This window comes from Micromonospora sp. NPDC051006, assembly GCF_044456245.1.
GTDB lineage: Bacteria > Actinomycetota > Actinomycetes > Mycobacteriales > Micromonosporaceae > Micromonospora.
Window position 1 is genome coordinate 44,496 of sequence record NZ_JBITFP010000003.1, and the last position, 20,970, is coordinate 65,465.

The window sequence follows — 20,970 nt, forward strand, 5'->3', positions numbered from 1 at the left end:
GGGGTCGGGGGGGTTGGGGGGGGCCCCGGGGGGGGTCCCCCACGCGCACCGGGTGAGCCGCGCCGGGGGGGGGGGGGCCTACGTGGTGTTGTGGGGGTGGGAGGCGTGACACCGTCGGTGTCACGCCTCGCCTGCGGATGCTGCGGTGGGCCGGGGCGCGGGCCCCGGCCGCCGGCTCAGCCGGAGAACGGCTCGAAGCTGACCACGGTCACCTTGATGTCAGCGCCGCTCGGCGCCGTGTAGGTGCAGGTCTGCCCGGCCCGGCCACCCAGGATGGCCTTGCCCAGCGCCGACTCGGGGCTGTAGACGGTCAGGTCGGTGGTCGACGCGATCTCGCGGGAACCGAGCAGGAACGTCTCGGTGTCGTCCTTGTCGTCGTCGAAGTAGATCGTCACGACCATGCCGGGCGAGACCGCGTCGGCCGACGGAGCCCCGCCGACCTTGGCGGTGCGCAGCAGCTCCTGGAGGTAACGGATCCGCCCCTCGGCCTTGCCCTGCTCCTCGCGGGCGGCGTGGTAGCCACCGTTCTCCCGCAGGTCGCCCTCCTCGCGCCGAGCGTTGATCTCGGCGGCGATGACCGGCCGGTTGGCGATCAGCTCGTCCAGCTCGCCCTGGAGTCGGTCGTAAGCGTCCTGGGACAGCCAGGTGGCGGGCGCCTCGTTGCCAGTGGACACAGGCGGTCTCCTCAGTTGTGCGTGGCTGGCTGACAGGTGAACTACCAAATTACCAGTGCGGTACGACAAGAGGTGGCGTCGATCACCCCTGGTGCCATCGTCCGGCACGCTTTGTCAGGGTGTCGACCCACTTCCGTCAGCCCGTCGTCCCGCCGCCGGGGCTGGCCCGATCGCTGAGCCCCGGGTCGCTCAGCCGGGCGGGCGGCAGCGCAGCACCTCGCCGATGAACGCCCGCCCCGTGGTCGCCAGCAGGTGGCTGGTGGTCACGTGCCGCTGCCCCGGGGGCGCGGTGACGGTGATCTGCTCCCGGGCCACCTCGGCGCCGTCGCGGTCCCGGGCGCGCAACAGACAGACCGTCGACCCGCCGGCCGGCACGGTCACCCGGAAGTCGAGTCGTAGCTGGTTGTCGGTGATGTCCGTGTACGTGATGACCTGTGCGTCGTAGTTCGGGTCGCCGTACTGCCGGTAGAGCCGGACCGAGATCAGGCTCAGCACGGACACCAGCACGAGCAGGGCCACCGTGGCCAACAGGACGCGGCGGCGGCCACTGGGCTCCCGGCGACGGCCGTAGCGCCCCGGCGGAAAGACCGGCGCTCCCGGTGCGATTGTGGCGTGCGTCTCGCTCACCGGCGGGTATCTCCTGGCGTTGTTGTCGGTGGCATCGGCAAGAATGGCAGTGTCCATTCTTCCAGCCCGGCTCTCGGTAAAGCATGGCAGGTCGACCACGGGTGTCGACCGGCCGGCATCCCCGCGGGCCGCCGGCAGGGAAGGATCACGGCAGGTCCGCCGGCTCGGCCCCGGGCCCACCGGTCGACCCAGACGAGGAGTGCCGACGTTGGCAGAGCAGTTGCGTCTCATGGCCGTCCACGCGCACCCGGACGACGAGTCCAGCAAGGGTGCCGCGACCATGGCGAAATACGTCGCCGAGGGGGTGGACGTCCTGGTCGCCACGTGCACCGGGGGTGAGCGGGGCAGCGTCCTCAACCCGAAGCTCGACCGGCCGGACGTCTGGGCCAACATCGGCGAGATCCGCCGCGCCGAGATGGACGCCGCCCGGGCGATCCTCGGCGTCGAGCAGGCCTGGCTCGGTTTCGTCGACTCCGGGCTGCCCGAGGGCGACCCGCTGCCGCCGCTGCCCGAGGGGTGCTTCGCCCTCCAGGACGTCGAGGTGGCCGCCCGGCCGCTGGTGCGGCTGATGCGCCAGTTCCGTCCACACGTGGTCACCACGTACGACGAGGAGGGTGGCTACCCCCACCCCGACCACATCATGTGCCACAAGGTGACGATGGCCGCCTTCGAGGCCGCCGGCGACCCGGAGCGCTACCCCGAGCTGGGTGAGCCCTGGCAGCCGCTCAAGCTCTACTACGACATCGGCTTCTCCAAGGCCAAGATCATGGCGCTGCACGAGGCGATGCTCGCCGCCGGTCTCGAGTCGCCCTACGAGGAGTGGCTCAAGCGCTGGGAGGAGCGGCCCGACAAGGGCCCGCGGATCACCACCCGGGTCGAGTGCGCGGAATACTTCCCGGTCCGCGACGACGCGCTGCGCGCCCACGCCACCCAGGTCGACCCGGACGGCTTCTGGTTCCACGTGCCGATGGAGCTGCAGAAGCGGGCCTGGCCGACCGAAGACTTCGAGCTGGTGCGCTCGATGGTCGACAGCCCGATGCCCGAGTCGGACCTCTTCGCCGGGGTGCGGGAGACGGCGCATGCCCGCTGAGTCAACGCGGCGCTACGCTGGTCACCAGTCGCACATCGGAGGAACGCCATGTTGACCGCTGCCCAGGTGCTCGCGGAGAACAACTTCGGGGACACCCGCACGGGCGGCCTGGCCGGGCCGATGGGTCTCTTCCTCATCCTGGTGCTGGGCGCTGCCACCGTCCTGCTGATCCGCAACATGAACGCACGGCTGCGCCGGCTGCCCGACCGCTTCCCCCAGCAGGGTCGACCGGTCGAGTCGGGGCGGACCGACGCGGAAGTCGCCGATCCGACAGACGGGACCGGGGGACCGGATTCATCCTCGGACGCTCCCATGGGCCGTCAGCAGCGCCGGAACGGGTAGTCGGCGCATGAATCACGCCCAACCCGGTCGTCCACCCCTGTTGCGACCACCGGGTTTGGCTTAGCCTTCCGCCGGGGGGACCAAAAGTCCCCGAGCCGTGCGCGGAAGGGGGTGCCGATGACTGTCACAGCAACGGCCGCCCGCCGTACGCTCGATCGGCCGGTCCACGGGGCGGGTCGGTGACCTCCGGCAGGGCCGGCGAGCAGGTCGACCGGCTCGGATTGCGTGAGACTCCACCACGGGTGCTGGTGCTCACGGCCGCGGTCACCCTGACCGCCCTCGTGGCCGCCGCGGTCGGGCTGAGCCTGCCGCACCGCCTACCCGCCGACGACCCGATCCCCGCCCTGGCGCGCTACGGCATGGCCGTGGCCGTGCTCGCCGTGGCCCAGCTGTTCCGGCTGCGGTTCCGCGCCGCAGGCGGCATGGTGAGCATCACCTGGGGCGAGGCCGCCCTGATCATCTGCCTCTATCTGGTGCCGCCCGGTTGGCTCCCGTCCGCCACGCTGCTCGGCGCCGGGCTCGCCTGGTCGGCGCTCTCGGCGCTCGGGGAGCGGCGGCCGGCGCTGGAGATCGTCCGGATCGCGGCGTCACTGGCCGCCGCGTCCGCGGTCGCCGTGTCGGTCACCACCGCGCTGGGGCGTCCGCTGCTCGCCGCGCCCACCCCGACGCTGGCCGCCGCCATGGTCGCCGGGTCGGTGACCTACCTGCTCGTCACGGCCTGGCTGGGCGGGGTCACCCTCGGCCTGCGGCACGGCGTGCCGATCGGGCCGGCGTTGCTCGCCGCCGTGCGCGGCAAGCTGCTGATGTTCGTCGGCAACGTCGCGGTCGGCCTGGTCGTGGTGGCGCTGCTCGAGGTCGACCCGCGTTGGCTGCTGCTGCTCCCTCCACCGCTCTGGCTGCTCCAGCAGACCTACCGGCACCGCCTCCGCGCCGATCAGGAGCGCCGCACCTGGCGGGCGTTCGCCGACGCCACCGCCGCGCTCAACCAGCTCGACGAGCGGGGTGTGGCCAGCGCGGCGGTCACCGGTGCGCTGGCCCTCTTCGACGCCGAGCTGGTCGACGTGGACGTGGCCCGCGGTGACGGCCGTTGGCGGCGTTACCGTGGCGACGCCGCCGGTGGCCTGGTCGACCGGGAGATCGGCCAGCCCGGGTCCGAGGAGCCGGACGAACACGAGCTGGTGCGTCCGCTCGCCGTCGGCGCCGTGCCGGTCGGCCGGCTGCGGGTCCGCTTCCCCCGCACCGCGCCACCCAGCGGCCGGGAACGGGACGCGGTGGCCGCGTACGGTGACGCGCTCGCCGCCGCGCTGCACGACGCCGCGACCCATCGCGAGCTGCGGCTGGTCACCGCCCGCTCGTCCTACGAGGCGGTGCACGATCCGCTCACCGGGCTGGTCAACCGGGCGGCGATGCTCGGCAAGGGCGACCAGGCGCTGCGGCAGCTCGCGCACGACCATCCGGTGGCCCTGCTGCTGCTCGACATCGACCAGTTCAAGGAGGTCAACGACACCCTCGGGCACGCCGCCGGTGACCAGCTGCTGCGGCTGACCGCCAACCGGCTGGGCGCGCTGGCCCGCACCGGTGACCTGCTCGGCCGCCTCGGCGGCGACGAGTTCGCGCTGCTGCTGACCTCGGTCCCGGTGGTCGCCGACCGGACGGCCCCGATGGCGTACGCGCTGCGTCAGGCCCGTGAGATCGCCGAGCGGCTCGCCACGCCGACCGAGGTCGCCGGGGTGCGGATGTCCGTCGAGGTCTCCGTCGGCGTGGTGGTCGCCGACGCCGGCACCGCCGACCTGACCGAGCTGCTGCGCCGGGCCGACATCGCGATGTACCAGGCCAAGGAGGGCGGCGGCAACGTCGCCGCGTACGACAGCACCCGGGACGCGGCCAGCACCGACCAGCTCGCGCTCCTGGCCGAGCTGCGTGAGGCGCTGAAGGTGGAGGACCAGCTGGTGCTGGCGCTGCAGCCGGCGGTCGACCTGTCGACCGGGGCGCCGACCGGGGTGGAGGCGCTGATCCGCTGGCGGCACCCGCGCCGGGGTTGGCTCAGCCCGGTCGACTTCATCCGGCCGGTGGAGAACAGCGAGCAGCTCGGCACCTTCACCCGCTACGTGCTGGACAAGGCGCTGGCGGTCGCCGCCGGCTGGGCGCGTGAGGGGCTGGAGGTGCCGATCTCGGTCAACCTCTCCGCGCGCAGTCTGCTCGACCCGAAGCTGCCCACCGAGATCGCCGAGGCGCTGCGCCGGCACCAGGTGCCCCCGCAGCGGCTGGTCCTGGAGATCACCGAGACGGTGGTGATGAGCGAGTTGGAGGTCATCGACGAGGTGCTGGCCACGCTGCGTTCGATGGGCGTGCAGCTCGCGGTGGACGACTTCGGCACCGGCTTCTCGTCGTTGACGTTCCTGACCCGGATCGCGGTGGACGAGTTGAAGGTGGACCGTTCGTTCGTGATCCGCATGGTCGACTCGCCGGAGGCGGCGGCGATCGTGCGGACCACCGTCGGGCTGGCGCACGAGTTGGGGCTGCGGGTGGTGGCCGAGGGGGTGGAGACCGCCGAGCAGCGCTCCGCACTGGCCGAGCTGGGCTGCACCGCGGCCCAGGGCTACCACTTCTTCAAGCCGATGCCGGCCGACAAGATCAGCGCGGTGCTCGGCACCCTCCTGGACGAGGCCCGCCCCAACGTCTTCCCCCTCCGCGCCGACGGCGCCTCCTAACCCCCCGCTGACCGGGGTTGATCATGAAGTTATTGCCGTCCGGGTCGGCGAGTCCGGGCAACAACTTCATGATCAACGCGTGTTGGGCCGGAGTCGGGCGGGGGCGGCGGCGGGTGGATAGGGTCGTTGGGTGAATCGACTCGCCGACGCCACGAGCCCCTATCTGCTCCAGCACGCGGAGAACCCGGTCGACTGGTGGCCGTGGTGCGAGGAGGCCTTCGCGGAGGCGCGGCGCCGGGACGTACCCGTGATCATCTCGGTCGGCTACGCCGCGTGCCACTGGTGCCACGTGATGGCGCACGAGTCGTTCGAGAACGAGTCGGTGGCCGGGCTGATGAACGGTGACTTCGTGTCGATCAAAGTGGACCGGGAGGAGCGGCCGGACGTCGACGCGGTCTACATGACCGCCACCCAGGCGATGACCGGCCAGGGCGGCTGGCCGATGACGGTCTTCGCCACCCCGGACGGCACCCCGTTCTTCTGCGGCACCTACTTCCCCCGCGACAACTTCCGCCAGCTGCTCCAGTCGGTGGCCACCGCCTGGCGCGACCAACGCGAAGCCGTGCTCCGGCAGGGCGCCGCCGTGGTCGAGGCGATCGGCGGGGCCCAGGCCGTCGGCGGACCGTCCACGCCGCTGGAGGCCACGCTGCTCGACGCCGCCGCCGCGCAGCTCGCCGAGGAGTACGACGAGACGAACGGCGGCTTCGGCGGCGCGCCGAAGTTCCCGCCGCACATGAACCTGCTCTTCCTGCTCCGGCACCACCAGCGCACCGGATCGGCCCGGAGCCTGGAGATCGTCCGGCACACCTGCGAGGCGATGGCCCGCGGCGGCATCTACGACCAGCTCGCTGGCGGCTTCGCCCGCTACTCCGTCGACGGGCACTGGACCGTGCCGCACTTCGAGAAGATGCTCTACGACAACGCGCTGCTGCTGCGGACGTACACCCAGCTCTGGCGGCTCACCGGCGACCCGCTCGCCCGACGGGTGGCCCGGGACACCGCCCGGTTCCTCGCCGACGAGCTGCATCAGGCCGGCGAGGGCTTCGCCTCCGCGCTGGACGCGGACACCGCCGGCGTCGAAGGCCTCACCTACGTCTGGACTCCGCAGCAGCTCGTCGAGGTGCTGGGCGAGGAGGACGGTCGATGGGCCGCCGACCTGTTCGCAGTCACCGCCGAGGGGACCTTCGAGCACGGCAGCAGCGTGCTGCGGCTGGCCCGGGACGTCGACGACGCCGACCCGGCGGTGCGGCAGCGCTGGCAGCAGGTGGTGGGACGGCTGCTGGTCGCCCGGGACACCCGGCCCCAGCCGGCCCGCGACGACAAGGTGGTAGCCGCCTGGAACGGGCTGGCGATCACCGCGATCGCCGACTTTCAGCAGGTCGCCGCCGCCTACGCGAGCCCGGACGACGAGGACGCGAACCTGATGGACGGCGTGCTCATCGTCACCGACGGCGCGATGCGCGACACCGCCGAGCACCTGGCCAAGGTGCACCTGGTGGACGGGCGGCTGCGTCGGGTCTCCCGGGCCGGCGTGGTCGGCGCGCCCGCCGGCGTGCTGGAGGACTACGGCTGCGTGGCCGAGGCGTTCTGCGCGATGCACCAGCTCACCGGCGAGGGGCGCTGGCTGGAGCTGGCCGGCCGGTTGCTCGATGTCGCGCTGGAGAGGTTCGCCGCCCCGGACGGCGGGTTCTACGACACCGCCGACGACGCCGAGCGGCTGGTCACCCGGCCGGCCGACCCGACCGACAACGCCACCCCCGCCGGCCGGTCGGCGATCGTCGCGGCGCTGGTGGCGTACACGGCGTTGACCGGCGAGACCCGCTACCGGGAGGCGGCGGAGGCCGCGCTGGCCACCGTGGCGCCGATCGTCGGCCGGCACGCCCGGTTCACCGGGTACTCGGCGGCCGTCGGGGAGGCGCTGCTCTCCGGGCCCTACGAGATCGCGGTGGTCACCGACCAGCCGGCGGGCGACCCGCTGATCGCGGCCGCGCACCGGCACGCCCCGCCGGGGGCGGTGATCGTGGCGGGCCGGCCCGACCAGCCCGGGGTGCCGCTGCTCGCCGACCGGCCGATGGTCGACGGGCGGTCCACCGCGTACGCCTGCCGGGGGTTCGTCTGCGAGCGGCCGGTCACCGAGGTGGCTGACCTGGTCGGGCAGCTCGCCGGCCGGTAGCGGCGGCGACGCCGGGCCCCGATAGGCTGGCGCCGCTATGGATTCCCGTACCGGTCTGCCAGTTGTCGGCATGGTGGGTGGTGGCCAGCTGGCCCGGATGACCCACCAGGCCTCGATCGCCCTCGGCCAGTCGCTGCGCGTCCTCGCGCTGGCCCCCGACGACGGGGCCGCGCTGGTCGCGGCCGACGTCCAGTACGGCGATCACACCGATCTCGCCGCGCTGCGTACCTTCGCCAAGGGCTGCGACGTGGTCACCTTCGACCACGAGCACGTGCCGAACGAGCACGTCCGCACGCTCGCCGCCGAGGGGGTCACGCTCTATCCGCCGGCCGACGCGCTGCGGTACGCGCAGGACAAGCGGGCCATGCGGGAGCGGCTGACCGAGCTGGGCGCCCCGGTGCCGGCCTGGCGGCCGGTCGGCGCGCCGGACGACCTGGTCACTTTCGGTACCGAGGTGGGCTGGCCGGTGGTGCTCAAGGCGGCCCGTGGCGGCTACGACGGGCGTGGCGTCTGGATGGTGACCGACGCGGCGCACGCTGCCGAGCTGGCCGGCACGCTGCTCGCTGGCGGCACCGAGCTGATCGTCGAGGAGCGGGTGCCACTGCGCCGGGAATTGGCCGTGCAGGTCGCCCGCTCACCGTTCGGGCAGGTCGCCGCCTACCCGGTGGTGGAGACCGTGCAGGCCGACGGCATCTGCGTCGAGGTGCTCGCCCCGGCCCCGGATCTGCCGGAGGAGCTGGCGCTCGCCGCCCAGCAGCTCGCCATCGACCTGGCGACCTCGCTCGGCGTGGTGGGCCTGCTGGCGGTCGAGCTGTTCGAGGTGGCGGGGCCGGACGGCAGCCGGATCGTGGTCAACGAGCTGGCGATGCGGCCGCACAACTCGGGGCACTGGACCATCGAGGGCGCGCGCACCTCGCAGTTCGAGCAGCACCTGCGGGCGGTGCTCGACTACCCAATGGGCGACACGTCGCTCGCCGCGCCGGTCGTGGTGATGGCGAACGTGCTGGGTGGCGAGCCCGGCGGGATCTCCGTCGACGAGCGGTTGCACCACCTCTTCGCCGCGGAGCCGGGTGCGAAGGTGCACCTCTACGGCAAGCAGGTCCGCCCGGGCCGCAAGATCGGGCACGTCACGGTGCTCGGCGACGACCTGGACGACGTACGGGCGCGGGCCGCGCGGGCGGCCCGCTGGCTTCGCGAGGGGCACGAGTGAGCCCCGCAGTCGAAAACGAAAGGCAGTCGAGCGTGACGGTCGTCGGGTTGATCATGGGCAGCGACTCGGACTGGCCGACCATGAAGGCCGCGGCCGAGGTCCTCGACGAGTTCGGGGTGCCCTACGAGGTCGGCGTGGTCTCCGCGCACCGCACTCCGGTCAAGATGATCGAGTACGGCCGCGCCGCCGCCGAACGCGGCCTCAAGGTGATCATCGCGGGGGCCGGCGGCGCCGCCCACCTGCCCGGCATGGTCGCCTCGGTCACCCCGCTGCCGGTGATCGGCGTGCCGGTGCCGCTCAAGCACCTGGACGGGATGGACTCGCTGCTCTCCATCGTGCAGATGCCGGCCGGGATCCCGGTCGCCACCGTGTCGATCGGCAACGCCCGCAACGCCGGCCTGCTCGCCGTCCGGATCCTCGGGGCGGCCGACACCGAGCTGCGCGCCCGGATGGCCGCCTACCAGGAGGGTCTGGAGCAGATGGTCGCCGAGAAGGACGCCAAGCTGCGCGCCACCCTCGCCTGAGGCAGCCGCCCGCAGGTCACCGCCTGGCTGCCGGCCCAGGGCCGACGCGTCGTGGCCGACGCACGAACCGGCACGCTCTGCCCGGCCGCCCCATGCAGGAACCCGGCATGCTCTGCCCCCGCCCGACGCTGCCCGCCGTGACCCTCCGATTCATCGCATGCCGCGCAGTGCGGTCTGCAGGCGCTCCTGGGCGCGGCGGCGGCGCTCGTTGCTCGCGCCGAGGATCAGCAGCAGGATGCCGACCGGGATCAGCGCCAGCCACGGCCCGAAGGCGAACAGGGCGTGGATGGCGGTGATCGCGGTGACGGTGGCCCCGACGATTACCGGCGCCTGCTGCCGGCTCGACGAGCCGAAGACGAGCACGGCGACCCCGCCGAGCAGCAGCAGCACCTGCCGCAGCGTGCTGGACTCGCTGGCCAGCACGATCGCCAGGGTCGGCAGGAAGGCGGCCACCAGCGCCGGCCCGTACGCCACCCAGCTGCTCATGTCCGGCCGGTGACGCAGCTCCAGCACGCCGACCAGCAGGGCCAGCGCGGCGAACGGCAGGGTGTACGCCTCGGGCAGCGCCACGTCGGCGACCCGCATCAGGATCCACCAGGCGGTGATCTCGCAGATCACCACGGACCAGAAGAGGATCCGCCGCTCCACCGGGCGGCGGCCCGGCCGGGCCGCGGCGATGCCCAGCACGGCGCCCCAGGCGGCCAGCAGGGCGGCGATGTGCCGGGGTGAGTCGAAGGCGAGCGCCAGCGCGATCAGCGCGGCGGCGTATCCGCTCCACTCCACGGTCGCGGCCTCGCGCTGGGCCTCCGGACGGCGGAGTCGGGGCAGCGTCGCGGCGAAGACCTGCAAGGCCGCGCCGACCGCGAGCACCCCGAAGGCGGACCAGACCGCCGCCAGCCCGGCGACCAGGCCGGCGGTGAGCACGAAGAGCTGCGCCATCAGCGAGGCGAAGAGCCAGCCCAGGATGCGGGCCCGCTGGGTGGTGCCGAAGAACGCCGCCACCGCGCCCACGCCGACCGCGCCGCCGAGGGTGAAGAGGGTCAACTCCCGGGTGGCCAGGCTGCCGGCAAGTCCGGCGCCCCCGGCGGCCAGACCGATGGCGAAGACCAGCACCCGGGCCAGCCGAAGTGACCGGGCCGGTTCGACCAGCGGGGGCGGCGGGGTCAGCGCCAGTCCCAGCATCGAGATGGTGAAGACCGAGAGCGCGGCGAGCACGCTGGCCGGCCAGCCACTGCCCAACGCGATCGGGGTGATCAGCAGGGTGACCGCCGCGCCGGGCAGCACCACGGGCACCGCGCGGGAGCGCCGCCCGCCACTGAAGCCGGTGGCGGCCAGCGCCGCGGTCACGGTCAGCAGTAGCGCGGTCAGCACATGGGTCGGGTCGACCGCGCCGGGCGGCGGGGTGAGCAGCTCCGGAGGTGGCCCCTGCCAGATCCGGGCCAGCGTCCGATGCGGCTCGACCAGCGCGACCTCCAGGGCCTGCGCGATCGAGGCGAGCGCCAGGGCGGTCGGCAGCGCCGCCGCGGCCAGCGCCCCGGCGGCCGGGCTGACCCGCCAGCGGCGCCGCTCCGAGTCGTCCGGCAGCCGGCGCAGAGCCCCGTTCAGCAGCACCGACCAGCGCCGCACCGGCTGGGCCGACCCGGCCGGCGGGACGGTCGCCCCGCGGACCAGCTCGGCCAGCACGCCGAGCAGGGCTGCGGCGGCCGCGTAGACGCCGACGTCGAGGCCGGTGGGGAAGGCGGCCAGCGCACTGACCGTGGCGCCGCCGGCAACCGCCACGCTGGCCCACGGCAGATACTGCGGCACCTGCCGGCGGACCGCGGCCACCGCGGCCAACCCGAGGCTGGACGCGGCGAGCGCGCCGGTCAGGACCACCTGCGCCGAGTGGCCGAACTCGGCGGCGAGCGCGGCGACCGCACCGGGGAGGGCGAGCAGCGCGGCCCCGGCCGCGGCCCCGCCGATCTGCACCAGGTGCGGCGGCATGCCCTCGGTCTCGATCTCCTCCACCAGCGGCTCGGCGAGGTTGCGGGCGAGCGCGGCCACCACCACGCCGATCAGCGCGATGCTGCCCAGCGCCAGCGCGGTCGTCCACGGCCGGACCAGGCCGGCGCCGGCCGCGTGCAGGGCGACCACCCCGGCGACCGTGGCCCGGGACAATGCGGCTCGCGGGTCGATCGCGGCCACCGCGGCCATCCCGAAGACGGTGGCGACCATGCCGCCGACCAGGACCGGCGACCACCAGGGCAGCTCGAACGCGGCCGGTGCCCCGATGGTGGCGAGCACCACGGCCGCGCCGGAGACGTCGTAGCGCCACGGAGGCGGCAGCAGGATCCCTGCGGCGACCGCGAGCAGCGCCAGGGCGACCGGCGCCTGCCAGGTCGAGCCGCCGGTGGGCGCGGCCGGCCAGCCGGTGAGGTCACCGGCCCAGATCGGGCCGGGGGTGGCCAGCACACCGACCCCGCCACGCAGCGCGGTCCAGCCCGCGAGCACGCCGATCAGCAGGCCACCCACGGTGAGGCCGAGGATCGGCCCGCGTCGCCACTCCTCGGGCATGGCGCGGGCCGCCACGGCCACGACCAGCACCAGCCCGGCGGCGACCGCCAGCTGCCCGCCCGGGGCGAGCACGGTGGCGATCCGCAGCAGCGTGGCGATCAGCGCGGCGGTCACCGCGGCGGCGGCGAGATCCGAGCCGTCCAGGGTGAGGTCGGAACGGCGGCCGGCGTCGATCGACGGGGCCAGGAAGAGCAGCACCGCGGCGACCAGCAGCAGCGCGGCGACCCAGGCGTCGGCCACGGTCGCCCCGGGGGCGCCGAAGGCGGCGGCGGTCACCACCAGCGCGCCGAGCCCGGTGCCGACCGCCAGCGGCGCCGGGATGTGCCGCTGGGAGACCTGCACGATCGCGGCATAGCCGAGCGTCACGCAGACCGCCAGGAAGGCGGCGGCCAGCACCGGAATGGTCACCTCGCGCAGGCTCGCCGGGGTGGGCGTCGAGTCGGTGGGCACCGTCGCGGCGACGAACGCGGCCACCGCCCCGGGCAGCGCGAACGCGGCGCCACCGGCGGCCCAGGCGGAGACGAGGTCGGCCGACGCCGGGGCGATCCGGACCCGGGGGGCCACCGCCACCAGGACCCCCGCCGCGAAGAGCACCAGCAGGACGGCCGCGGTGAGCGCCGGCCGGGCCAGCCCCGCGCCCGCGCCGAACAGGCCCACCCCGGCCGCGCCGATCGCGTGCGCCAGGGCGGCCCGGGTGGTTCGGGCCGAGAGACCGGCCACCCCGATGCCGACCGCGGCCAGCACCATCGGCCAGGGCGCCACCGTCCAGCCGAGATTGAACGAGGCCGGTACGGCCAGCGCGGTCAACGCCGCCCCGGCCACCGCGAACTCGCGGCGGATGTCCGGCGGCAGGGCCAGCACCGCCGCGACGGTGAGCAGGAAGGCGCTCGCGGCGAGCTGCCAGGCGGCCGGACCCACCGCGGCAGCCAGCTCGGCGGGGTAGCGGTCGAGGTCACCCGCCCAGGCGGGCAACGCGGCCCGCACCGGGGCGACGCCCGCGCGCAGCGCGCCCCCGGCGACCACGAGCCCGCTCACCGTCAGCGCCACCGCCGACGCGAGCTGCGGCCCGCGCCGGGCGGCCTCCGGGACGGCCCGGACGGCGAGCCCGGTGACCGCGATGACCGCGGCGATGAGCAGCAGCGCCCGTCCGGGCAGCGCCACCGAGGCGATGCGGCTCAGCGCGCCGATGACGGCCAGGGTCAGGATGCCGGCGCCGACGTCGGGCAGCGGCGGGCGGCGCAGCGCCAGCGTGCCGGCCAGCGCGACGGCGGCCGCGAGCAGCAGCACCAGCCCCGCGCCGGTGGCGGTCGGCACCGTGCTCGCCCGGAGCAGGGCGGTCACCGCGTACGCCAGGGCGACCGCGACCGCGATCCCGTGCAGCAGCCAGGTCAGCTCGCGCAGCCCGGGAACCGGACGCGCGGGCTGGTCGGCCGGGGTCGGCTCCACCGGCGCGACCACCTCGCCGTCCTCCTCCGGCGCGCCCTCGGGCCGGCTGTCAGCGCTCCGTTGCCGGGGCGCGGCGCCGGGGGCGGCCGGCGGCTCGGAAAGGTCTCGGCGGACCGGCCGCTCGATCACCACCCCGGAGCGCACCAGCCAGAGGTCGAGCAGGGCGACCACGGTCAGCGCCAGGGCCCAGCCGCCGGGCCCGGTGATCCGGTCGTACGCCAGCAGCGGCACCACCGGCTGCGCGGCGAGCACGGTGGCGAACCGGGGAGTGCGCAGCCCCGTCCAGCCGGCGTAGCCGACCGACACCGCGGCGGTGGCCGCGAAGATCACGCCGGTGAAGACCGCGCCCGAAGCGCCGCCGTTGCCGATCCGGTCGACCGCCCAGAGCGCGTACCCGGCGAGCGGCACCAGCAACAGGCCGACCGCGGCGATCGTCTCGGCGGTGGAGGTCAGCCCGCGCCGGGCCAGCACCGGCGGGGCGAGCAGCAGCAGCACCGTCGCGACGACCAGGATGGCGAGCCGGGCCAGCGCGTCCATCGAGCTGGTGGCCACCGCGGCGAAGACCACCGCGGCCACGCCGAGCAGCAGCGCGCCCAGCCCGAGCGGGATGTTCTGCACCTCCCGGGAGGACGCCTCCGGCGGGTGCTCGGGGTCGTCGGCGTCCAGCCAGGTGGGCGGCGGCGGGGGCGGCTCGCCAGGGCCGGGCGGGGTGCCCTGCCGGGGCACCCGGGGCGGGGCGCCGGTGGCGGCGGTGGGTGGGCGGCGACCGGGCCGTTTACGCAGCACCCGGCGCGGTCGGGTGGCCTGCTTCACCCGCTCCTCGCCGGCGTGCGAGAGGATGTCGCGCTGGAAGAGCGCGGCCTGCATCTTGGCGGCGATCTGCCGCTGTTCACGGGCGATGGCGGCGTCACGCGCCTTCATCTCCGCGATGGACCGCTCGATGTCCGCCAGATGTTCCACCCACTGTGGCTGTTCGGCGCCGCAGTGCGGGCAGCGGACGGCCGGCTTGATCTCCCGACCGCACGAGGAGCACTGAAAGGTCGCCACGACACCCCTCCGCCCGCACTGTGGACTCCCACTGTCGCAGCATGCCCAAAGCTGGCGCGATTTTCGACAGTTGTCGGCGGGTCCGGGACAAACGAGTCCGGGGGCACACAGGAAACGGCCGGCCGCGGAGAAGTTCCGCGACCGGCCGTCGTGACGGACGGGTCAGGGGCGGCCCATGCCCCGGTACTCCCAGCCGGCCTGCGTCCACAGTGCCGGGTCGAGGCAGTTGCGCCCGTCGACCACCTTGCGGCCGGCCACCAGCTCGCCGAGGGCGACCGGGTCGGCGTTGCGGAAGTCGGCCCACTCGGTGAGCACGCAGACCAGGTCGGCCCCGGTGGCCGCGTCGGCCATGCTGGTCTCGTAGGTCAGCTCGGGCATCGCGCGGCGGGCGTTGTCGGTGCCCTGCGGGTCGAAGACGTGCACGTCCGCGCCGGCCTTGTGCAGCAGCGCGGCGACCGAGAGCGCCGGTGCGTCGCGTACGTCGTCGGTGTTGGGCTTGAAGGTGGCGCCGAGCACGGCGACCCGGGTGCCGGAGAGGTCCGGCCCGGCCGGGCCGGAGCGGCGCCCGAGCAGCTCGGCGGCGAGCTGGAGAACCCGGGTGCGACGGCGCTGGTTGATCAGGTCGACCTCGTGCAGGAACCGCAGCGCCTCGCCGGCGCCCAGCTCCTGGGCCCGGGCCTGGAAGGCGCGGATGTCCTTGGGCAGGCAGGCGCCGCCGAAGCCGAGGCCGGCCTGGAGGAACCGGTTGCCGATCCGCGGGTCGTAGCCGATCGCCCGGGCGAGCTGGGTGACGTCGCCGCCGGCGACCTCGCAGACCTCGGCCATCGCGTTGATGAAGGAGATCTTGGTGGCCAGGAACGCGTTCGCGGCGACCTTGACCAGCTCGGCGGTGGCGAAGTCGGTGACCACCAGGGGCACCTCGCGGTCCTCGGTGGCGGCCAGGTCGAAGACGCCCTTGTGCGCGGCGTAGAGCATGCCGTTGGCCCACTCGCTCTTCACGCCGACCACGATCCGGTTGGGCCGCAGCACGTCGTCGACCGCGAAGCCCTCCTGGAGGAACTCGGGGCTCCAGGCCACCTCGACGCCGAGGTCGGCCGGCGTGTGCTTGCCGACCAGCTGCTCCACCCACTCGGCGGTGCCGACCGGCACGGTGGACTTGCCGACGATCAGCGCCTTGCGAGTCAGGTGCTGCGCCAGGCTGGTCACCGACGCCTCGACGTACGACAGGTCGGCGCCCATGCCGTCGGCGCGCTGCGGGGTACCGACGCAGATGAAGTGCACGTCACCGAACTCGGCGGTCTCGGCGATGTCGGTGCTGAACCGCAGCCGCCCGGCGGCGATGTTGCGCTTGAGCAGCTCGTCCAGCCCGGGCTCGTGAATCGGCACCTGACCGGCGTTGAGCATCGCGATCTTGTCGGCGTCGACGTCGAAGCCGAGCACGTCGTAGCCCAGTTCCGCATAGCAGATGGCGTACGTCGCACCGAGGTAGCCGGTGCCCAGGAAGGTCACCCGCGGCCGAGCGGCGCCCGAGGGGGGCGTGACCGCCGCGATGGCGGGCACCGGCTGGCTGTTGGGGTACGGGATCGTCACGCCTGTCTTCTCCGCTCGCACTGGGCGGCGCACCGTCGCGTCGCGCTCTGCTGTGGCGCCGAACCGGGCACCGGAGGGGTGATGCTGGTCTTTCCTATGCTCGCCGGGCGACGTCGGCGCTCATCAAGCACGAGCGTACGCCGCGGTAACTTGTACCTGAACCTTGGTCGCTATCCTTCAGTCTGCGCGGTCAGCGGTCAGCGGACTGCACAGACTGCGCATGATAGCGGTGAAGGGGAGGGGCCGGCATGGCCGCAGAGGAGTCGTTCGACGTCTACCGGTTGCCCGAGGAGCACGAGGCGATCCGGGAAGCGGTCCGCGAGGTGTGTACGGCGAAGGTGGCCCCGAACGCCGCCGAGGCCGACGAGACCGGCGAGTTCCCGAAGGCGTCCTACGAGGCGCTGCGTGCGGCGGACTTCCACGCCCCGCACATTCCGGTCGAATACGGCGGCGCCGGCGCGGACGCCCTCGCCACCGCCATCGTGATCGAGGAGGTCGCGCGGGCCTGCGCCTCGTCCTCGCTGATCCCGGCGGTCAACAAGCTCGGCACCATGCCGCTGCTGCTGGCCGGCTCCGAGGACCTCAAGCGCCGCTACCTCACGCCGGTCGCCGCGGGCGACGCGATGTTCTCGTACTGCCTCTCCGAGCCGGAGGCCGGCAGCGACGCCGCGTCGATGACCACCCGCGCGGTGCGTGACGGGGATCACTGGATCCTCAACGGTGTGAAGCGGTGGATCACCAACGCCGGGGTGTCCGAGTTCTACACCGTCTTCGCTGTCACCGACCCGTCCGCCCGGTCCCGGGGGATCTCCGCGTTCGTGGTCGAGAAGTCGGACCCGGGGGTGAGCTTCGGCGCGCCGGAGAAGAAGCTCGGCATCAAGGGCTCACCGACCCGCGAGGTCTACCTGGACAACGTCCGGATCCCGGCGGACCGGATGATCGGCGCCGAGGGGACCGGCTTCGGCACCGCCATGCGCACCCTCGACCACACCCGGGTCACCATCGCCGCCCAGGCGGTCGGCATCGCCCAGGGCGCGCTCGACTACGCCAAGGGCTACGTGCGCGAGCGCAAGCAGTTCGGCAAGGCGGTCGCCGAGTTCCAGGGCGTGCAGTTCATGCTCGCCGACATGGGCATGAAGCTGGAGGCGGCCCGGCAGTTGACGTACGCGGCGGCCGGGAAGTCCGAGCGCGGCGACGCCGACCTGACCTACTTCGGCGCGGCGGCCAAGTGCTTCGCCTCCGACGCGGCCATGGAGATCACCACCGACGCGGTGCAGCTGCTCGGCGGCTACGGCTACACCCGGGACTACCCGGTCGAGCGGATGATGCGCGACGCCAAGATCACTCAGATCTACGAGGGCACCAACCAGGTGCAGCGAATCGTGATGGCCCGCCAGCTGCTCGGCTGAGCGGCTGGTCGGGGGCGGGCCGGCGATGCGCCGGCCCGCCCACGGTCTCAGCGGATGCCGGTGCTGTCCTCGGGCCGGTTGGTGGAGCGGGGCGGCGCAGACCAGGGCGACTCGCCGCCGGTGCGCCGGGGCAGCGGCTCGGTCGGCGTCGACGAATCCGGGTATCCCAGGGTGAGCGGGGCGGTGTCCCGGTCCGTCGAGTCGGCCGGCGGCCAGTCGGTGAGCGTGAAGTCCCGCGTCGGCGTGTCGGAGGCCGCCGGAACGGGGGCCGCCTCGACCGCCGGGTGCGGCCAGCGACGCCAGCGCTGCACGCTGAATGTGGCCATGAGCAGCAGTAGGCCGATCAGGAAGAGCGTGCCGTTCTCCACCGGCAGCTGCAGCGGGAGCGGATCGCCGAACACCTTCCAGCCGTCCGGGATCTGATCGCGCACCTGAAACGGCGCGACGAACATCCCGATGTACGGGGTGACCAGCAGCAACCCGGCCGCCAGCGTGCCGGCCGGCGAGATTCGCAGCGTGCCGAGCAGGCCCAGCAGGACACCGCCGACACCGAGGTAGACGGCCGGCTCGATCAGGTTGGCGGTGTTGAACGTTCCGATCTCCACCCAACGGTCGACGGTTCGGCTCGACCCGTCCTGTCCGAGCGTGACCAGCACCCACGTGACGGGTGCCACCACCAACCCGGCGAGGAAGCTCCAGAGATGACGCATTCGCGCACCGTACCGTTTCCGACATGACCGAGCACCCCTCCACCGCACCGTCGGGCAAGCCGACGTCCTACTCCCGGGTCACGTTGAGCCGGATCATGACGGCCGTGGACGTCAACCTCTACGGAACCGTGCACGGCGGCGTGCTGATGAAGTTCGTCGACGACGTGGCCGGAGCCGCCGCCGCCCGGCACAGCGGCGGCACCGCGGTGACCGCCGCGATCGACGAGATCGTCTTCTCCGAGCCGGTCCGGGTCGGCGATCTGGTGCACGCGCACGCCCAGGTGAACTGGAGCGGCCAGACCTCGATGGAGGTCGGCGTCCGAGTGGTCGCCGAGCGGTGGGACTCGGCCGAGGACGAACCGGTGCGGGTGGCCACCGCGTACCTGGTCTTCGTCGGGGTGGACGTGAGCGGCGCGCCACGGGCGGTCCGGCCGGTGCTGCCGGAGACCCCGGAGGACGAGCGCCGCTTTCGGGAGGCGGAGATCCGCCGGGCGCACCGGCTTGCCCGCCGCCGGGCGATCCAGGCCCACCGGGCCGGCTGAGGAACCGGCGCCCACACAGGGTGGCTGGTGGGGGTGTGGGCCGGGCACGCGTCGGCGGCGGCACCCGGTGCGCAGAATGGCGCTCTGAGGTAGGGCAAGATGGCGCCACGGCCCATTCACAGTGTCGTGTCAGGGCCAGGGGAGGGTGGAGCAGTGGGTGACGTGCTGTGGACGCCGCCGGCGGACGTACGCGAGCGGTCCCGGATCGGGAACTACCTGCGCTGGCTGCGGGAACACCGCGGCCTGGACTTCGCCGACTACGACGCGCTGTGGCGCTGGTCGGTCACCGACCTCGAGGCGTTCTGGAGCTCGATCTGGGAGCACTTCGAGGTGGTCGCGCACACCCCGCCGACCGCGACGCTGGTCGACCGGGGCATGCCGGGGGCGCGCTGGTTCCCCGGCGCCACGCTCAACTACGCCGAGAACGTGTTGCGGATGCCGGGCCGGGACGACGACGAGCCGGTGGTGATCGCGTACGGGCAGACCCGCCCGCCGGTCACCCTCACCGCGGCCGAGCTGCGCGAGCAGGTCCGCCGGGTGGCCGCCGGCCTGCGCCGGCTGGGCGTCACCGCCGGCGACCGGGTGGCGGCGTACGCGCCGAACATCCCGGAGACCTACGTGCTGCTGCTCGCCACCAGCAGCCTCGGCGCGATCTTCTCCTCCTGCGCGCCCGAGTTCGGCACCCGCAGCGTCACCGACCGCTGGCAGCAGATCGAGCCGAAGGTGCTGGTCGCCGTCGACGGCTACCGGTACGGCGAGAAGGCGGTCGACCGGCGGGCCGAGGTGGCCGCCATCCAGGCCGCCCTGCCGTCGCTGCAGCACACCGTCGGCATCGGCTACCTCGACCCCGCCGCCGAGCCGACGGGAGCGATCTCCTGGGCCGAGTTGGCCGCGGCGACCGACGAGCCGCTCACCTTCACCCCGGTCGCCTTCGACCATCCGCTCTACGTGCTCTACTCCTCGGGCACCACCGGGCTGCCCAAACCGATCGTGCACGGGCACGGGGGCATCCTGCTGGAGCACCTGAAGATGCTCGCGCTGCACCACGACCTGGGCCCGACCGACCGGTTCTTCTGGTTCACCACCACCGGCTGGATGATGTGGAACTTCCTGGTCTCCGGGCCGGCGGTGGGCGCGGCGATCGTGCTCTTCGACGGCAACCCGGGCCACCCGGACCTGGGCGCGCTCTGGCGACTGGCCGAGGAGAGCGGCACCACCTACTTCGGCACGTCCGCGCCGTACCTGCTGGCCTGCCGTAAGGCCGGGCTGGTGCCCGCGGAGATCGCCGACCTCGGCGCGCTGCGCGGCCTCGGCTCGACCGGCGCGCCGCTGCCCGTCGAGGGCTTCACCTGGGTGTACGAGACGGTCGATGACCAGCTCCAGCTCCAGTCCCTCTCCGGCGGCACGGACGTCTGCACCGGCTTCGTCGGTGGGGTTCCGCTGCTGCCGGTGCACGCCGGTCAGATCACCTGTCGGGCGCTCGGCGCCAAGGTCGAGGCCCGCTCCGCCGACGGCACCCCGGTCATCGGTGAGCTGGGCGAGCTGGTGATCACCGAGCCGATGCCGAGCATGCCGGTGGGCTTCTGGAACGACCCGGACGGCGCGCGCTACCGGGAGGCGTACTTCGACGTCTATCCGGGAGTCTGGCGGCACGGCGACTGGATCACGATCAACGAGCGCGGCGGCTGCGTGATCACCGGACGCTCCGACGCGACCCTCAACCGGGGCGGCGTACGGCTGGGCACCGCCGAGTTCTACTCCGTGGTGGAGGGGATGGACGAGGTCGTCGACTCGGTCGTCGTGCACCTGGAGGACGACGAGGGCGGCGCCGGCGAGCTGCTGCTCTTCGTGGTGCTCGCCGAGGGGCTGGAGCTGGACGACGCGCTCCGCGGCAGGATCTGCCGTGAGCTGCGGACCGCGCTCTCGCCCCGGCACGTGCCCGACGAGATCCACCAGGTCCGCGCGGTGCCGCGCACCCTGTCGGCGAAGAAGCTCGAGGTACCGGTCAAGAAGATCCTCACCGGCACCCCGGTCGACCGCGCCGCCGCCAAGGGCGCCCTGGCCAACCCCGAGTCGCTGACCGCCTTCGCCCAACTGGCCCAGCGCCGCGCCCCCCACGACCACGTCACCCCCACCTCCTGACCGACCCACGCAGCGCCGCGCCCGCGCCGCGCCGGCCCGCGCTGCCGCCGTCGATCATGCAGTTGTGGTGCCTCACACAAGGTACGAAGCGGCGCGAACCGCCCACCACAACTCCATGATCGACGGGGCAAGGGGGCGGGGCGGGGGCGGGGGGTGGGGTCCGGGGCGGGGTGGGTGGGG

Annotated in this window: 14 protein-coding genes; 9 read left to right on the forward strand and 5 right to left on the reverse strand. The window is 73.7% G+C overall.

What is annotated here, in order from left to right:
- Positions 1-176: 176 nt before the first annotated feature.
- Together greA and ACIBBA_RS06560 are read right to left on the reverse strand one after the other, a co-directional pair.
- Positions 177-674, reverse strand: coding sequence for a transcription elongation factor GreA (greA, locus tag ACIBBA_RS06555; RefSeq protein WP_350867213.1), 498 nt, complete (start codon positions 672-674; stop codon positions 177-179).
- A gap of 189 nt (positions 675-863) precedes the next feature.
- Positions 864-1,301 carry a DUF4307 domain-containing protein gene (locus ACIBBA_RS06560; RefSeq protein WP_396694410.1) on the reverse strand — a complete coding sequence of 146 codons (438 nt, stop codon included), beginning with the start codon at positions 1,299-1,301 and terminating at the stop codon, positions 864-866.
- Between the two features lie 208 nt (positions 1,302-1,509).
- Between ACIBBA_RS06560 and mca the strand changes: the two genes are divergently transcribed.
- The 6 genes from mca to purE all read left to right on the forward strand — a co-directional run bounded on the left by mca (position 1,510) and on the right by purE (position 9,351).
- Positions 1,510-2,391, forward strand: coding sequence for a mycothiol conjugate amidase Mca (gene mca / locus ACIBBA_RS06565; RefSeq protein ID WP_396694412.1), 882 nt, complete (start codon positions 1,510-1,512; stop codon positions 2,389-2,391).
- Positions 2,392-2,439: 48 nt separating this feature from the next.
- A complete protein-coding gene (locus ACIBBA_RS06570; RefSeq protein WP_350867207.1) occupies positions 2,440-2,733 on the forward strand; it encodes a hypothetical protein in 294 nt (97 codons plus the stop codon).
- Positions 2,734-2,912: 179 nt separating this feature from the next.
- The gene (locus ACIBBA_RS06575; protein ID WP_396694414.1) at positions 2,913-5,444 is read left to right on the forward strand and encodes a putative bifunctional diguanylate cyclase/phosphodiesterase; all 2,532 of its coding nucleotides are present in this window, start codon (positions 2,913-2,915) and stop codon (positions 5,442-5,444) included.
- A gap of 130 nt (positions 5,445-5,574) precedes the next feature.
- Positions 5,575-7,617: a thioredoxin domain-containing protein gene (locus ACIBBA_RS06580; protein WP_396694416.1), complete on the forward strand. Its 2,043-nt coding sequence runs from the start codon at positions 5,575-5,577 to the stop codon at positions 7,615-7,617.
- A gap of 37 nt (positions 7,618-7,654) precedes the next feature.
- Complete coding sequence (locus ACIBBA_RS06585) at positions 7,655-8,827, forward strand: 5-(carboxyamino)imidazole ribonucleotide synthase (RefSeq protein ID WP_350867203.1); 1,173 nt, start codon at positions 7,655-7,657, stop codon at positions 8,825-8,827.
- A 32-nt stretch (positions 8,828-8,859) separates the two neighbouring features.
- Positions 8,860-9,351, forward strand: a complete 492-nt coding sequence (gene purE / locus ACIBBA_RS06590; RefSeq protein WP_396694419.1) for a 5-(carboxyamino)imidazole ribonucleotide mutase — start codon at positions 8,860-8,862, stop codon at positions 9,349-9,351.
- A 150-nt stretch (positions 9,352-9,501) separates the two neighbouring features.
- Here the strand turns inward: purE and ACIBBA_RS06595 are convergent, their stop codons facing one another.
- Positions 9,502-14,397: an SCO7613 C-terminal domain-containing membrane protein gene (locus tag ACIBBA_RS06595; protein ID WP_396694421.1), complete on the reverse strand. Its 4,896-nt coding sequence runs from the start codon at positions 14,395-14,397 to the stop codon at positions 9,502-9,504.
- A gap of 162 nt (positions 14,398-14,559) precedes the next feature.
- Complete coding sequence (locus ACIBBA_RS06600) at positions 14,560-15,987, reverse strand: UDP-glucose dehydrogenase family protein (protein ID WP_396694423.1); 1,428 nt, start codon at positions 15,985-15,987, stop codon at positions 14,560-14,562.
- A gap of 248 nt (positions 15,988-16,235) precedes the next feature.
- Between ACIBBA_RS06600 and ACIBBA_RS06605 the strand changes: the two genes are divergently transcribed.
- The gene (locus ACIBBA_RS06605; RefSeq protein ID WP_396694425.1) at positions 16,236-17,396 is read left to right on the forward strand and encodes an acyl-CoA dehydrogenase family protein; all 1,161 of its coding nucleotides are present in this window, start codon (positions 16,236-16,238) and stop codon (positions 17,394-17,396) included.
- A gap of 47 nt (positions 17,397-17,443) precedes the next feature.
- Here the strand turns inward: ACIBBA_RS06605 and ACIBBA_RS06610 are convergent, their stop codons facing one another.
- Positions 17,444-18,106: a hypothetical protein gene (locus ACIBBA_RS06610; protein ID WP_396694428.1), complete on the reverse strand. Its 663-nt coding sequence runs from the start codon at positions 18,104-18,106 to the stop codon at positions 17,444-17,446.
- Between the two features lie 23 nt (positions 18,107-18,129).
- Between ACIBBA_RS06610 and ACIBBA_RS06615 the strand changes: the two genes are divergently transcribed.
- Positions 18,130-18,648, forward strand: coding sequence for a hotdog domain-containing protein (locus ACIBBA_RS06615; RefSeq protein WP_350867188.1), 519 nt, complete (start codon positions 18,130-18,132; stop codon positions 18,646-18,648).
- A 153-nt stretch (positions 18,649-18,801) separates the two neighbouring features.
- On the forward strand, positions 18,802-20,790 hold the full coding sequence (locus ACIBBA_RS06620) for an acetoacetate--CoA ligase (RefSeq protein WP_396694430.1): 1,989 nt from the start codon (positions 18,802-18,804) through the stop codon (positions 20,788-20,790).
- Positions 20,791-20,970 lie beyond the last annotated feature (180 nt).

What these genes read in the sequence shown, in the direction of transcription:
- ACIBBA_RS06605 (WP_396694425.1), top strand. Translation starts at nt 16,236, where the DNA reads ATGGCCGCAGAGGAGTCGTTCGACGTCTACCGGTTGCCCGAGGAGCAC.
- ACIBBA_RS06570 (WP_350867207.1), top strand. Translation starts at nt 2,440, where the DNA reads ATGTTGACCGCTGCCCAGGTGCTCGCGGAGAACAACTTCGGGGACACC.
- ACIBBA_RS06610 (WP_396694428.1), bottom strand. Translation starts at nt 18,106, where the DNA reads ATGCGTCATCTCTGGAGCTTCCTCGCCGGGTTGGTGGTGGCACCCGTC.
- ACIBBA_RS06615 (WP_350867188.1), top strand. Translation starts at nt 18,130, where the DNA reads ATGACCGAGCACCCCTCCACCGCACCGTCGGGCAAGCCGACGTCCTAC.
- ACIBBA_RS06585 (WP_350867203.1), top strand. Translation starts at nt 7,655, where the DNA reads ATGGATTCCCGTACCGGTCTGCCAGTTGTCGGCATGGTGGGTGGTGGC.